This window comes from Bacteroides sp. HMSC067B03, assembly GCF_001811315.1.
In the GTDB taxonomy this organism is placed as follows: domain Bacteria; phylum Bacteroidota; class Bacteroidia; order Bacteroidales; family Bacteroidaceae; genus Bacteroides; species Bacteroides faecis.
Genome location: NZ_KV804471.1, coordinates 26,872 through 39,975, shown reverse-complemented (window position 1 = coordinate 39,975; position 13,104 = coordinate 26,872). Strand labels below are relative to the sequence as shown.

Annotated in this window: 11 protein-coding genes; 2 read left to right on the top strand and 9 right to left on the bottom strand. The window is 41.3% G+C overall.

The annotated features are described in order from the left end of the window. Positions 1-1,162 precede the first annotated feature (1,162 nt). Positions 1,163-2,182, bottom strand: coding sequence for a DNA polymerase III subunit delta (gene holA / locus HMPREF2794_RS24120; RefSeq protein ID WP_010538020.1), 1,020 nt, complete (start codon positions 2,180-2,182; stop codon positions 1,163-1,165). Positions 2,183-2,206: 24 nt separating this feature from the next. Next, on the bottom strand, positions 2,207-2,983 hold the full coding sequence (locus HMPREF2794_RS24115; protein WP_010538021.1) for an AMP nucleosidase: 777 nt from the start codon (positions 2,981-2,983) through the stop codon (positions 2,207-2,209). Between the two features lie 63 nt (positions 2,984-3,046). On the opposite strand from HMPREF2794_RS24115, the gene HMPREF2794_RS24110 reads away from it, so the two are divergent. Further along, complete coding sequence (locus HMPREF2794_RS24110) at positions 3,047-3,496, top strand: type I restriction enzyme HsdR N-terminal domain-containing protein (protein ID WP_010538022.1); 450 nt, start codon at positions 3,047-3,049, stop codon at positions 3,494-3,496. 123 nt (positions 3,497-3,619) lie between these two features. Here HMPREF2794_RS24110 and HMPREF2794_RS24105 read toward each other — a convergent pair whose 3' ends face one another. The 5 genes from HMPREF2794_RS24105 to HMPREF2794_RS24085 form a co-directional block, all read right to left on the bottom strand. Beyond that, the gene (locus HMPREF2794_RS24105; RefSeq protein ID WP_083312180.1) at positions 3,620-6,766 is read right to left on the bottom strand and encodes an efflux RND transporter permease subunit; all 3,147 of its coding nucleotides are present in this window, start codon (positions 6,764-6,766) and stop codon (positions 3,620-3,622) included. A gap of 86 nt (positions 6,767-6,852) precedes the next feature. Continuing rightward, complete coding sequence (locus HMPREF2794_RS24100) at positions 6,853-7,962, bottom strand: efflux RND transporter periplasmic adaptor subunit (protein ID WP_022301771.1); 1,110 nt, start codon at positions 7,960-7,962, stop codon at positions 6,853-6,855. 33 nt (positions 7,963-7,995) lie between these two features. Then, positions 7,996-9,393 carry an efflux transporter outer membrane subunit gene (locus HMPREF2794_RS24095; RefSeq protein ID WP_010538025.1) on the bottom strand — a complete coding sequence of 466 codons (1,398 nt, stop codon included), beginning with the start codon at positions 9,391-9,393 and terminating at the stop codon, positions 7,996-7,998. A 137-nt stretch (positions 9,394-9,530) separates the two neighbouring features. Next, a complete protein-coding gene (locus HMPREF2794_RS24090) occupies positions 9,531-10,361 on the bottom strand; it encodes a zinc ribbon domain-containing protein (protein WP_010538026.1) in 831 nt (276 codons plus the stop codon). Between the two features lie 5 nt (positions 10,362-10,366). After that, positions 10,367-11,461, bottom strand: coding sequence for a Nif3-like dinuclear metal center hexameric protein (locus tag HMPREF2794_RS24085; protein ID WP_010538027.1), 1,095 nt, complete (start codon positions 11,459-11,461; stop codon positions 10,367-10,369). Positions 11,462-11,567: 106 nt separating this feature from the next. On the opposite strand from HMPREF2794_RS24085, the gene HMPREF2794_RS24080 reads away from it, so the two are divergent. Then, positions 11,568-11,987, top strand: coding sequence for a DUF4891 domain-containing protein (locus HMPREF2794_RS24080; RefSeq protein WP_022301770.1), 420 nt, complete (start codon positions 11,568-11,570; stop codon positions 11,985-11,987). A 37-nt stretch (positions 11,988-12,024) separates the two neighbouring features. Here HMPREF2794_RS24080 and HMPREF2794_RS24075 read toward each other — a convergent pair whose 3' ends face one another. Then, positions 12,025-12,303, bottom strand: coding sequence for a hypothetical protein (locus HMPREF2794_RS24075; protein ID WP_010538029.1), 279 nt, complete (start codon positions 12,301-12,303; stop codon positions 12,025-12,027). Then, positions 12,300-13,094: an ABC transporter permease gene (locus HMPREF2794_RS24070; RefSeq protein ID WP_010538030.1), complete on the bottom strand. Its 795-nt coding sequence runs from the start codon at positions 13,092-13,094 to the stop codon at positions 12,300-12,302. Before HMPREF2794_RS24070 ends, HMPREF2794_RS24075 begins: the two co-directional genes overlap by 4 nt. Positions 13,095-13,104: the final 10 nt, after the last annotated feature.

The window sequence follows — 13,104 nt, the reverse complement described above, 5'->3', positions numbered from 1 at the left end:
TATCTCTATGAATATACAAAGGTAAATATTACAAATCACAAATGCAAATTACAATTATAAAAATATTAATATCACAAAAGTATGCACATTATTACAAATGGAATATCACTCTTGTAAAACATGAAAAAACATACAAAAACAACTAATATATAAGATTTAATAAAGCCCAATAATCAACTGATAAACAGTCGTATAACAAACAAAACCAAGGAGATACACAAGAATTTCACAAAAATATAAGCCAATCAAATCACCTTTTTAGAGTAATAATTTAGAAATAGATGATATTTATATGATATACAATAATATAGTAGTATAAAGATAGAATGTTAACCGCCCTCCTATTACATCTATACACACATTATTATTAATGTAAATTACTGCATTTACTTTTGTACTCAGCATCGTATAATAACATTTGTATCGCGTTCACGAATATAAAATTCACAAACAAACAAATACGTTTATACAAAAGTAAATTTCAATAGTTGCAACAGCAATAAATCAAGGGATAAAATACGCCATTTACTTATGTATATTAAGAACTACTCAAATCTTCCTTTACATTTACCTCTGATCTAGCTCACAAATAGCAAATCCTTGCCATATTTCTGCATATTCGGTCGATTGATGATTTTTTTTCGATTCTAGAAGCATTATTTTCACAATAACAATCTATACTACAGCGGATTAAGCTCATTTTATCAATATCAAAATTTAGACTAACTAGGAAAAACATAGTAAAACACCTCAATTATTTTCCCGAATTATCAAAATGACATTTTATAAGTTTAGGAGAAAGAAGAGTCTCCCTCTATTTTATATAAAATCTATCTATGCCAATATGGTTTTCCATTCTATATTATAGTCTGAACGAAATCCGATTTTTTCAATTCTAAAAAATGATTATAGTATAAACTAAATAAGAGAAATACTGCTAAAAGAGAATTTAAATAGAGAAAGTGAAATTATTCAGATTCCTTTTCATGAATAAAAAATAAAGAGAAAAGAATAACTGATTCATTGTAAAATATTCACCTTAAAAAAGAGATTTGACTATGAGCTTAACCAAGTATTATTTGAAGCATACAAAAAAGGCATATACTTAATCTGCTTTACAGTAAAAGTATATGCCTTTTATTTATTAGAATATTCAGTTTCGCTAATGCAAAATTTTAAACACTAATTCACGAAGAATATCTCCGTCGGACATTGAACTGTTCTTCACTCCTTTTGATTTAGCATCAGCATATCGTATTTCACCAACAATCTGCATTGTCTTCACTCCACTATATTTGCGCATCGCAACAGCATAATCCCGAGCTTGCCAAGGAGTTCTTAATCCCAGCATATTGGCAATTCCCTGCTCCGACTTATCAGGTGCATAATACGCCAACATCAAGTTCGAATAAAAGCTGAACAACAGAGACAATGTCATTTGAATTGGATTCGTTTTTGGATTTTCCTCAAAGTATTTTATTATTTTATTTGCTTTCAGAATATCCTTTTCAACCAGAGCGCTTCGTAATTCAAAGTTATTATAATCTTTGCTTATGCCTATATTCTTCTCGATTTGTTCGGGAGTTACACGTTTCTGCCCCACAGGTAAAGTGATAATCAGCTTTTCCAATTCACCCGTCAAACGGCTTAAATCCGAGCCGACAAAATCAGCCAGCATAGCCGTTGCCTTGGGTTCCACATCTACTCCTTTCCGCTTCATATAAGAAGCAATGAAAGCTGGAAGCTGAGCATCTTTTATCTTCTTGGATTCAAACAGCACACCGGTCTTTTCTACTTCAGCAGCCAGTTTCTTTCTACGGTCCAACGTTCCGTGCTTATGACATATCACCAAAATAGTGGAATGAAGCGGTTTCTGAAGATAGTACGATAATTCTTCGATGTTTCGGACTGCTTGTGCCTCCTTGACTACTACTACCTGATGTTCAGACATCATAGGATAGCGTTTTGCAGCATTTATGATAGTCGCTACATCCACATCAGCCCCGTACACTACAGTCAGATTGAACTCTTTTTCCGTTTCGTTCAACACATTATCGGTAATGTAATCGGCAATTAAATCGATATAATACGATTCTTCCCCCATCAAATAGTAGATGGGACGATACTGCTTCGCCCTCAGTTCTTTGAGGATATCATCACAGGTCAGTTCTTGTTTTGCCATATATATTTTTAGAAAGGCCGGTGGTTACCAGTCGAATTTCAAGTGTTTTACAGTTTTCTTTGCATCAATAATCATGCGCAAAGAAGCAATGCCTATCTCGACATGCTCTTCCACATAATTCTTGGTGACCAAATTATCACTTTTATCTGTCTTCACTCCATCCGGAGTCATAGGTTGATCGGACACTAGCAATAAAGCGCCTGTTGGAATGTGGTTGGCAAAACCGCAACTGAACAAAGTAGCCGTTTCCATATCTACTGCCATTGCCCGGGTTTTTTTCAGATATTCCTTAAATACTTCATCATGTTCCCAGATACGGCGGTTAGTAGTGTAGACAGTACCCGTCCAATAATCGCGGCCATAGTCACGAATTGACGAAGAAACGGCACGCTGCAACATAAACGCAGGTAAAGCAGGAACTTCAGGTGGAAAATAATCATTGGATGTTCCTTCACCACGAATAGCAGCAATAGGAAGAATTAAATCGCCAATCTGATTTTTCTTGTCGATGCCGCCACATTTCCCCAAAAACAGGCAGGCTTTCGGACGAATAGCTCCCAATAAATCCATGATAATGGCAGCATTAGGGCTACCCATACCGAAGTTAATCATTGTAATGCCCTCGGCTGTAGCAGAAATCATATTGGCATCTCTACCCAAAATAGGAACATCAAATTGATTTGCGAAAATCTCTACGTACTTGTTGAAGTTAGTCAACAGAATATACTCTCCAAAATCTTCCAGGTTACGTTTTGTGTAACGGGGTAGCCAATTAGCTACGATTTCTTCTTTCGTTTTCATAATTATCTATTAAATTTGTGGTTCCAATAATAGAAACCGTTATTTAACTTACAAAAATAATAAATGTTATCGTTAAACCTACCAGTATTCGACACTAAAATAAACGTACGAAACGGAAAAAATGTAATTTTCGACGTGATTCGCAAACGATATGTCGCGCTTACCCCCGAAGAATGGGTACGTCAACACTTTGTTCACTTTCTTATTGCACACAAAGGATATCCGAGCGCGCTGCTTGCCAACGAGGTAATGGTCAAGCTGAACGGTACAACCAAAAGATGTGATACCGTGCTTTACCGGAGAGATCTGTCAGCGCGAATGATCGTAGAATACAAAGCCCCGCACATCGAAATCACACAAGCCGTATTCGATCAGATAACCCGCTATAATATGGTGTTGAAAGTTGATTATCTGATAGTAAGCAACGGAATGCAACATTATTGTTGCCGGATAGATTATGCACATCAGAGTTATACCTTTCTTCAGGATATTCCCGATTATAACATCCTATAAAAATGGTGTCACTATGTGCTTGGGATACTGACACTATACCAGACACATAGTATCAGTATCCCAAGCACATAGTGACACCATAATATTATTGATTTCAGATACGTTGCAAACGATATTCTATTTTTACATATTCGTATCTTTTTTCACATCATTATCCTTCTTCTTACTAAATCTTTCCTGCAATTTCTGCATCAATTCATAGAAGTTAGGAATATAAATCGTCGCTAATAAAGTATTCATTGCCATACCGAAAACGACCGCAGTCCCCAATGCTATACGACTCTGTGCACCGGCTCCGGCAGCGAAAAGCAAAGGCATCACCCCTAATACAAAAGCAAAAGAAGTCATCAGAATCGGGCGCAAACGAACATGTCCAGCTTCGTATGCCGCCTCACGAATAGAGTTTCCTTCGGCACGAAAATCACGGGCAAATTCTACAATCAGAATACCGTTTTTGGCCGAAAGTGCAACAAGCAGGATAATACCAATTTGTGTATAGACACTGACCGGAGTCCCCATGATCAGACAGCCTATCATCGCTCCCAGCAGAGCTACAGGCAACCCGATAACAGCAGCTACCGGACTGGTCCAGCTTTCATACTGCGCAGCCAGAACCAAGAAAGCTACAATTAAAGCCATAACCAAAACAACAGTAGTAGTATTTCCCGCCTGCGTTTCCTGATAGGCAACCGATGTCCATTCATAACCAAATTCGTCTCCCAACTGTTCTTTGAACAAAGCTTCCATTTCTTGAATAGCCTGTCCTGAGCTACTGCCGGGAGCTACGTTACAGGTCAGAGCAGCTGTCGAATACATATTGTAACGATTGATCTGATCCTGCCCCAACCGTTCTTCCACTTTGGTAAAGGAAGAAAGAGGCACCATCTCTCCTGCCGAGTTGGCAACACTTAGTTTTAAAACGTCATCAATAACCCGTTGCGCCTGGTCACGTGCTTCTATTTTCACTTGATAAATGTGGCCAAATTCAACAAAATCATTCACGTATGCCGCACCCATATAGTAACTTAATGTCGAGAATACATCATTTAGGGCAATACCCATGAATTGCACTTTATCACGGTCGATATTCAAGAAGTATTGCGGAACATTTGCCTGGTACTGGCTGGATACAGAAGCCAAAGCCGGTTTGGAATGATAAGAAGCAAGCAGCGAGTTAATAGCCTGTTGCATTTCCGTCGGCCCTAAATTTCTCCGGTCCTCCAGCTGAAGTTGCAAACCACCGGAGGCACCCAAACCGGGAATAGCCGGAGGTACCATAGCAAATGCCTGGCCAGCCTGGATTTCCATATACGCTTCCCCATTAAAACGGTCGACAACGACAGCAGCCGTATGCTCCTTCCCTTTCCTTTCATCCCAGTTTTTCAGAACAACAAAATAGGTAGCGGAATTGCTCTGCTCACCTCCTCCCATTACGGAAAAACCGGAGATTCCAATATAATTCTCCACTTCCGGATAAGAATCCAAAATAGCATTGATTTTATCCCCGACAGCTTGCGTACGCTCCAGACTGGCTGCCGGAGGGAGCTGAACAACAGCTATAAAATAACCATCATCTTCATCCGGAATAAATGTCGACGGCCAACGCATAAAGAGTATGATGGCAATAACCGTCAAAACAGCAAAAGACACAAAAGAAATGACCGGGCGCTGGAGCAACCACTTCACCGTGCTGTCATACACTCCCTGCGTTTTATCATACGCTTTATTGAATCCCTTGTATATAAAGAAATTAGATGGTTTGCTCTTTTCCAAAAACAACGCACAGAGAGCAGGTGTCAGTGTCAATGAGTTAAAACCACTCAATACTGTGGAAGCAGCAATTGTCAATGCAAATTGCTTATACAACTGACCGGAAATTCCGCTGATCATCATCGTCGGAATAAATACAGCAAGCAGCACAAGCACCACTCCGACAATCGGTCCTGTAATTTCTCCCATGGCTTTCGTTACTGCTTCACGAGTCGAATATTGTCCGGTTTCCAATAATCTCGAAGCATTTTCAACCACCACTATGGCATCATCCACAACAATGGCAACTGCCAGAATCAATCCGAACAAAGTAAGCGTATTGATGGAAAAACCAAATGCTGCCATGACTGCCAGCGTACCGATTAATGATACAGGAATGGTGATACAAGGAATAATAACCGCTCTCCAGTTCTGCAAAAACAAGAAAATTACCAGTACCACAAGCAGTGTTGTTTCAAAGAATGTCACCATTACCTCATCAATAGAGGCATGAATTACATCCGTTGTATCCAAGGTTACGTTATAGGCAATTCCTGCGGGAAAACTAGCTGCCATTTCCTCCATTTTTGCCTTCACCCCTTTTGAAACGTCCAGCGAATTGGAACCCGGTTGCTGATAGATAGCAATAGCTGCGGTAGGCTTACCTTTCAACCGGGATACTACATTATAAGAAGCAGACCCCAAATCTATTCGCGCAATATCTTTGAGACGAAGCATTGCCCCATCCTGTTCCCGACGAATGATAATATTTCCAAATTGCTCCGGAGAAGTAAGTCGTCCCTGTACATTAAGCGTATATTGAAAAGCGTTTTTATTGTCCTTTCCAATAGGTTGACCGATATAACCGGCGGACACCTCCATATTCTGAGATTGGATAGACTGATACACTTGTGCCGGAGAGATGTTCCGGATACGCATGGCTTCAGGGTCCAGCCAGATACGCATGGAGTAATCACCCGCTCCCATGACATTAACAGCCCCTACACCCGGCACACGCGATAACTGATCGACTAAATTCAGTTTTGCATAGTTAGTCAGATAAAGACTGTTGTAAACGGAATCCTGCGAAGTCATTGTCAAAAACATGACGATATTGGAAGACTGTTTCTGCACCGTTACTCCCTGCACCACTACAGGCTCCGGCAGGGAGGACTGTGCAACACTTACCCTGTTCTGGACTTGCACGGTAGCCATATCAATATCTGTACCGACGGCAAATGTTATTGTCAACGAATATGCTCCCGAAGAGGAAGAATTTGAAGACATATAAAGCATACCGTCCACCCCATTCACCTGCTGTTCGATGGGAAGCCCTACTGTTTGGGCTACAGTTTCGGCATTTGCACCGGGATAGACAGCCGACACTTGTACTGTCGGAGGCGTTATCTCGGGAAATTGCGCCACAGGTAATATATTGAGCGCGATCAAACCGGCTACCACAATGAGCAGGGCAAGTACGGTAGCAAAGATTGGTCGGTTAATGAAAAACTTAGAAAACATAATATATAAGTTTACGATTAATATTTAGTTAAGGACAAATAGTTACTTGCCTACACCGTTCGGGGAAAACCAACAAACCGATCATATCAAGGTATCGGCTTTATCTTCATTCCATCCCTGACTTTCATCAGAGCTTCGGTTACATATCGTTCCTGAGGTGAAAGTCCTCCCAATACTTGGCGTAAGGTATCATTAATCAATTGTCCTACCTCAATATGCCGATAACGTACTATATCCGAATCATTAACAGCATACAGGAATTTACCGAGCTGATCGGTTCCGATTGAAGCCTCTTTCACAAGAACTGCATGATCAGCCTCTCCATAAGGCAATGTAATGCTGACGTACAATCCGCTTTTCAATACCCCCTGCGGATTGTCAAAGTTGGCACGAACCATCAAAGTTCCTGTATTCAAATCCACGTTCGGTGACAGATAATCCAGTGTTGCCGGATAAGTTTCAGCCCCCTCTTTCCCCAACTGAACCATAATCTTCTGCGGGAGGCTCTTCGCCGATTGCTGATTATTCATAGACATCTCCAGCCATTGATTATCAGCGACATTAAAATACGCGTACATCTGGTCGTCCTTATAAATAGTGGCCAATGTGACCGGTTGCAAAGAACCGCCTACATAGCTGCCGACATCGACTGTCGATTTACTGATTGTCCCGTCAAAAGGAGCACGGACATAGCAATACCCTAAATTTGTACGTGCTGTACTTAAAGCAGCTTCCGCATTGCTGACAGCCGCTACCCCCTCTTTCACAGACGATTCCGACTGCAACACTTGTATCTTACTCACAGCATCACTCTTCACCGCCTCTTTCATCCGGCTATAATTATTACGAGCGTATTCCAGCTGCGCCTGAGCTGTTTTCAGTTCAGCTTCCGCCTGCGCCACTTTATCATTATATAAGGCAGGCTCTATTACAAACAGCAGTTGCCCCTTTTTTACCCGTCCGCCCGGTGTGTAAGAAACAGACTGTAATGTTCCGTTCACTCTGGCTACAAGATTTACAGTCTTCTCCGTCGTCAGATAGCCCGGATAATCTTTCGTCAAAGTGATATCCTTCACTATAGGTTTCGCTACGCTAATTGCCGGCGTCGGCATTCCCTTCATTGCCCCGGCGTTTTTTTTCTCCTTGCAACCAGTCAATACCGACAATACAAGAAAAATATACATTAGTTTTTTCATATCCGTTAGGTTATATTTTATTTATAGATTCTTTTATTCTCTCCAACCGCCTCCCAGTGCTTTATAAAGATTTATCAGTTGCAGTAACGAGCTTCCCTGCGCCTGTACCAATTGATTCTCATAAGATAACAGAGACCGCTGTGCATCAAGCACATTCTGGAAAGGAGAAAGTCCTTGTTTATAAAGTTCTAGTGAAAGCTTCAAGGTTTCGACACCCTGATTACGTACTTCCCGCAAAGCTACAATCTGCTTGATCGAATTCCGGTAGGAGTTCATGGCATTATCCGTTTCTTGTACTGCAGTCAGAACCGTCTGATTAAATTGATTGATAGATTCATCCAACTGCGCCTTCGCCAGTCTTGTTGCATTTATCAGTTGCCCCCCGCTAAAGATTGTCCAGCTCAATGAAGGAGCAATCTCATAAGTCATACTTTTGCTTTTCACCAGATCATTCAAATCACGGGCTGCATATCCAAACGAACCTTTCAGAAAGACCTTCGGCAACCAATCGGATTTGGATGCGCCGAGCAATGCGGCCTGAGCATTCACACTTCTCTCCGCACCTCGTATATCCGGTCTTCTCAGTAACAAATCAACCGGCATACCCACCCCTATCGGTTCCATGTAATCAGGCAAGGTTCCGGTGATTTCCAATACAGGGCGTATTTCCTGCGGATACATCCCCAACAAAACAGCCAGTGTCGTAATATATTGATTGATACCTGCTTCCAATTGTGGTATGGAGGCTTTGGTACTGTACAAAACAGATTTGGCCTGTGCTACATCCAGTTTGGCAACAAGTCCGGTATTATAACGTACTTCCGTGATTTTCAAAACTTCTTCCTGCGAAGCAACATTCTTATTTACCACTTCAAGTTCCTGTTGCAATTCCCGCAGGTTAATATAGGCTGAGGCTACTTCTGCTGCCATAGACACCATAACCGCTGCATACTCTTCTTTACTGGCAGCAAAGTTTTCTTTTTGTGCTTTTACCCGCTTGCGGATACTGCCGAAGACATCGATTTCCCAGCTCATACTAACTGCAGCATCATAATAATGCTCGGTAGATTGAGGTAAACTACTGGTATTTCCACTGGTTTCCTGTCGGGTCCACCCGGCATTCAGTCCGATAGATGGAAAGAAATTTCCGCGCTCTGCCCAAAGGTTGGCACGTGCGGCGGCTATACGGTTAATAGCCATTGCTACGGAGTAATTTCGGTCTACTGCCAAAGCAATCAAAGAGTCCAGCTTGGTGTCCTGAAAAGACTTCCACCAGTGATCGTCCACCGGAAGAGTCTGTTGAAACACTGTTCCACTCTCTTCCCATTCTTTAGGAAGAGGAGTATTCAAATAGCGGTTCACTGTTTGTCCAACCGCAGTTACAGTCGAAAGAAACAAAAGGAGTGATACACTCCACGCTCGTACATTCATATTCAGTTCAGGTTTTTATGAAATGAAAAGATAACAATTCAAGGTTAGGTTTGTTTAGAAGGACAGTAAAGTTAGAAGAAACAAAAAAAGCCCCGCACAAATGCGGAGCTTTCGAATATAGATTCAAACTTAGTATCTTATTCAGCTGTTTTTCTTCTGATTGCTCTTTTGGTAGTAGTAGCCGGAGCTTCCTCTACTTTATGTTCAATCTGTATACCAGCCAATTCCGGGTCGATCATGATACGTCCGCAATATTCGCAAACGATCACTTTCTTACGAGAACGGATATCCAGTTGTCTCTGAGGCGGAATCTTGTTAAAGCAACCGCCACATGCGTCACGCTGTACATATACAACACCCAATCCATTGCGAGAGTTCTTACGGATACGTTTGAACGACTGCAACAAACGCGGTTCGATCTTAGTTTCCAGATCTTTAGCTTTATCTCTCAGTTTTTCTTCTTCCTGTTTGGTTTCAGAGATAATTTCGTCCAGTTCACTCTTCTTCTGTTCGAGGTCTTTCTGTCTTTCACTGAGTATTTGTTCGTTCTTAACTACTTCAGCTTCTTTCTCTTCTCTGTCTGCGCTGAACTCTTTGATTCTCTTTTCGCAAAGTTCGATTTCCAGACTCTGGAATTCGATTTCCTTTGTCAGGAAATCATATTCACGGTTGTTGCGGACGTTGTCTTGTTGTGACTTATATTTTTCTACTGAAGCCCTTGCCGTTTCAATTTCTACTCTCTTGCCTGCAATAGCAGATTTCAGTTCATCCACTTCAGCTTTGATCTTGTCGATACGGGTACTCAAACCAGCGATTTCATCTTCAAGGTCCTGCACTTCCAATGGAAGTTCACCTCTCAATGTCTTGATTTCATCAATCTTAGACAACATAGTTTGCAGTTGGAACAGTGTTTTCAACTTCTGTTCTACCGTCAACTCAGTCGGATCTTTTTTTGCTTCTCTAGCCATTTTACTTATAAATATTTTATGGGATTCGTATTTATTTTACTCAATTGGAGCGCAAAATTAGGAAATAAATCCCGGATTATGGAATAAAAAATTTCTTTTGTATATTGTTCGCTTTCGTAATGACCGATTTCTGCCATCAGGATATCTCCTTCGTGGCCAAAATAATCATGATACTTAATTTCACCTGTAATAAAAACATCAGCTCCCGACCGGATGGCCTGTGAGAGCAAGAATGCTCCTGCACCCCCACACAATGCCACTTTCCGTATTTCCCTGCCTGTCAGTTTATTATGACGCAGGCATCCTACTTCAAACGTTTTCTTTATACGTTTCAGGAATTCCAGTTCCGTCTCCGGCTCTTCCAGTTCGCCAACAATTCCCGATCCTGCCTGTGTCCAGTCATTTTGCAACAGATACAAGTCGAATGCAGGTTCTTCATAAGGATGAACAGACAACAGCGTTCTGATTACTTCTGACTTTTTGAATACAGGAAGAATGGTTTCTATTCTCACCTCTCCTTCGCGATGAAGCTCCCCTATTGTTCCACAGAAAGGATGTGTTCCTTCTTTGGCACGGAATGTTCCTTCACCTTCCAGATTGTAGCTGCATGAGTCATAATTGCCGATATTGCCGCAACCGGCAGCAAAAAGTGCATTTCTTACCATATCAGCCTGAGCGGCAGGAACAAAAGTCACCAGCTTCATCAGGCTATTTTCCTTCGGCTCAAGAACTTTCAAGTCTTTCAGCCCGATCTTTTCGGCTATCTTATAATTCACCCCACCCTGTGCATTGTCAAGATTGGTATGTGCTGAATAGATCACAATATCATTCTTTATTGCTTTCAGTATACAGCGTTCCACATAATCTTTGCCGGTAATGGATTTATAACCTTTAAATATTAAAGGATGATGCGATATGACGAGATTGTATCCCAACGCGATAGCTTCATCCAACACAGCTTCGGTAACGTCAAGACACAACAAAGCCCCTGTTGCTTCCGCATCTGTCAATCCGATTTGCAGGCCGGCATTATCAAAACCGTCTTGCAATGGCAGAGGCGCGAATCGTTCAAGGGCGCTTACTATTTCCTTAATTTTCATTATTTAGAGAAAATTTGGTTGCAAATATAGCAAATAAAATAGGAATAAACTCCTATGTTATCGTTTTTTTAGTAAATTTGTCGCATATCCTTTAATTTAGAACACGATGAAAACAATTCTATCCTGCTGTTTAGTAATTATTTTGGCTGTTTCCTGTCAAATGAAACAGAAACAGAATCAGAATTCCGATGATTCCATCGCTGAAAACATGAGCGTTGATGGTACGGAAACTTGCATAGTAGATACGGTAAAGGCTACCGCTATCTTTTGGATAGACAAAGCAGAAGCCAAGCATTGCAAAGATTCGGGGCTCCGTACGATTAAAGCGAAAGTATTTATTCACGAAGATGGAAAGGTTGAGTTTGAGTCTTTCGTCAAAAAGCAATCCATTGGTTTAGAAAAGTATATACGCCATCATCTTGATAAATTCCAAATTTCAGAACGGATGTTGAAAAGCGGATATATACAGCCAGGAGAACAATTCGTTCAGCTTCGCTGCATGCGGGAGAAGCTGAAAGGAAAGTAACCACTCACCAGATTTCTTTTGGGAAGCGAATCTCCTTTTATTTGTGAAACTTCATCTGCACCTTATTTTTCAGTGCATATCGCTCATCCACGACTTTGTTTGTAGGAAAGAAAGTGAAAATAAGACGCCACTCTCCTTCTGTATAGACAAATTTGCGACCGCTTGCACCACGAAGAATTGCCCGGTATTTCTCCCATAAGAAGGTCTCGATACGTTCCGGCATTTCATTTCCAATTGCCGGGAACTCCACGGTAATGAAAAAATGCGGGATGGACAGTTCTGCTACTTTTTGGAATATCCGGTCAATGATTGTCATTTCTTCGTTTCTTTCGTTACTTCCAACAGTTTCCCGTATGCATCAAAGGAGCGTCGGGAAGCCAGTGAAATGGTTATCATCAGTGATAACATAGATGCCGTAAAGGTGATTACCATGATCATCATCTGATATTTAATCGCTACATTCGGACTACTGCCTCCCAGAATCTGTCCGATCATCGTACCCGGAAGAGCGACCAGTCCCATCACTGCAATATTCGCGATCAAAGGGCTGAACGACTTGATAATAGCTTGTTTTATAAAGGGAGCCTGAGCTTCCTGCCGTGTGGCACCGTTCCCCAATAAATAGCGATACAACTGCTGTTCCCGTTTCAATCCGCTATAATAGGTATTCAATGCGATCACATTACTCGAAAGCATATTTCCCATTAAAATTCCAAATACCGGAATAAAGTATTGAGCGCTGAATATGTTATCCAGCTGGAGGACAATACCGATAAAATACAATCCCACCACTACCACACTGCAAAAAAAGCCTACCGAGATAGGGATCAGCAGAATGCTCCGTTTCAGTTGAGTACGTACCAGTGCTGTCTGCCCGGCAACGAATATCATAATAATCACCCAAAGGAAATTGATCCAAGGATTATTCCATAAGAAAAGATATTTCAGATAGATGCCGATAAAAAACAACTGGACAATCATTCGAAGCGTACCTGTCACAGCAGGTTTCAGCAAACCGGTCCTGAATTTCCAGAGATAAAAGAATGGAATGGCAAGCAAAAGCAGGCCGATAAACAAATTATAGTATGATATGTCGATGGTTCCCAAAATAAATCCC

What these genes read in the sequence shown, in the direction of transcription:
- holA (WP_010538020.1), bottom strand. Translation starts at nt 2,182, where the DNA reads ATGGCAAAACAAGAACTGACCTGTGATGATATCCTCAAAGAACTGAGG.
- HMPREF2794_RS24115 (WP_010538021.1), bottom strand. Translation starts at nt 2,983, where the DNA reads ATGAAAACGAAAGAAGAAATCGTAGCTAATTGGCTACCCCGTTACACA.
- HMPREF2794_RS24110 (WP_010538022.1), top strand. Translation starts at nt 3,047, where the DNA reads ATGTTATCGTTAAACCTACCAGTATTCGACACTAAAATAAACGTACGA.
- HMPREF2794_RS24105 (WP_083312180.1), bottom strand. Translation starts at nt 6,766, where the DNA reads ATGTTTTCTAAGTTTTTCATTAACCGACCAATCTTTGCTACCGTACTT.
- HMPREF2794_RS24100 (WP_022301771.1), bottom strand. Translation starts at nt 7,962, where the DNA reads ATGAAAAAACTAATGTATATTTTTCTTGTATTGTCGGTATTGACTGGT.
- HMPREF2794_RS24095 (WP_010538025.1), bottom strand. Translation starts at nt 9,393, where the DNA reads ATGAATGTACGAGCGTGGAGTGTATCACTCCTTTTGTTTCTTTCGACT.
- HMPREF2794_RS24090 (WP_010538026.1), bottom strand. Translation starts at nt 10,361, where the DNA reads ATGGCTAGAGAAGCAAAAAAAGATCCGACTGAGTTGACGGTAGAACAG.
- HMPREF2794_RS24085 (WP_010538027.1), bottom strand. Translation starts at nt 11,461, where the DNA reads ATGAAAATTAAGGAAATAGTAAGCGCCCTTGAACGATTCGCGCCTCTG.
- HMPREF2794_RS24080 (WP_022301770.1), top strand. Translation starts at nt 11,568, where the DNA reads ATGAAAACAATTCTATCCTGCTGTTTAGTAATTATTTTGGCTGTTTCC.
- HMPREF2794_RS24075 (WP_010538029.1), bottom strand. Translation starts at nt 12,303, where the DNA reads ATGACAATCATTGACCGGATATTCCAAAAAGTAGCAGAACTGTCCATC.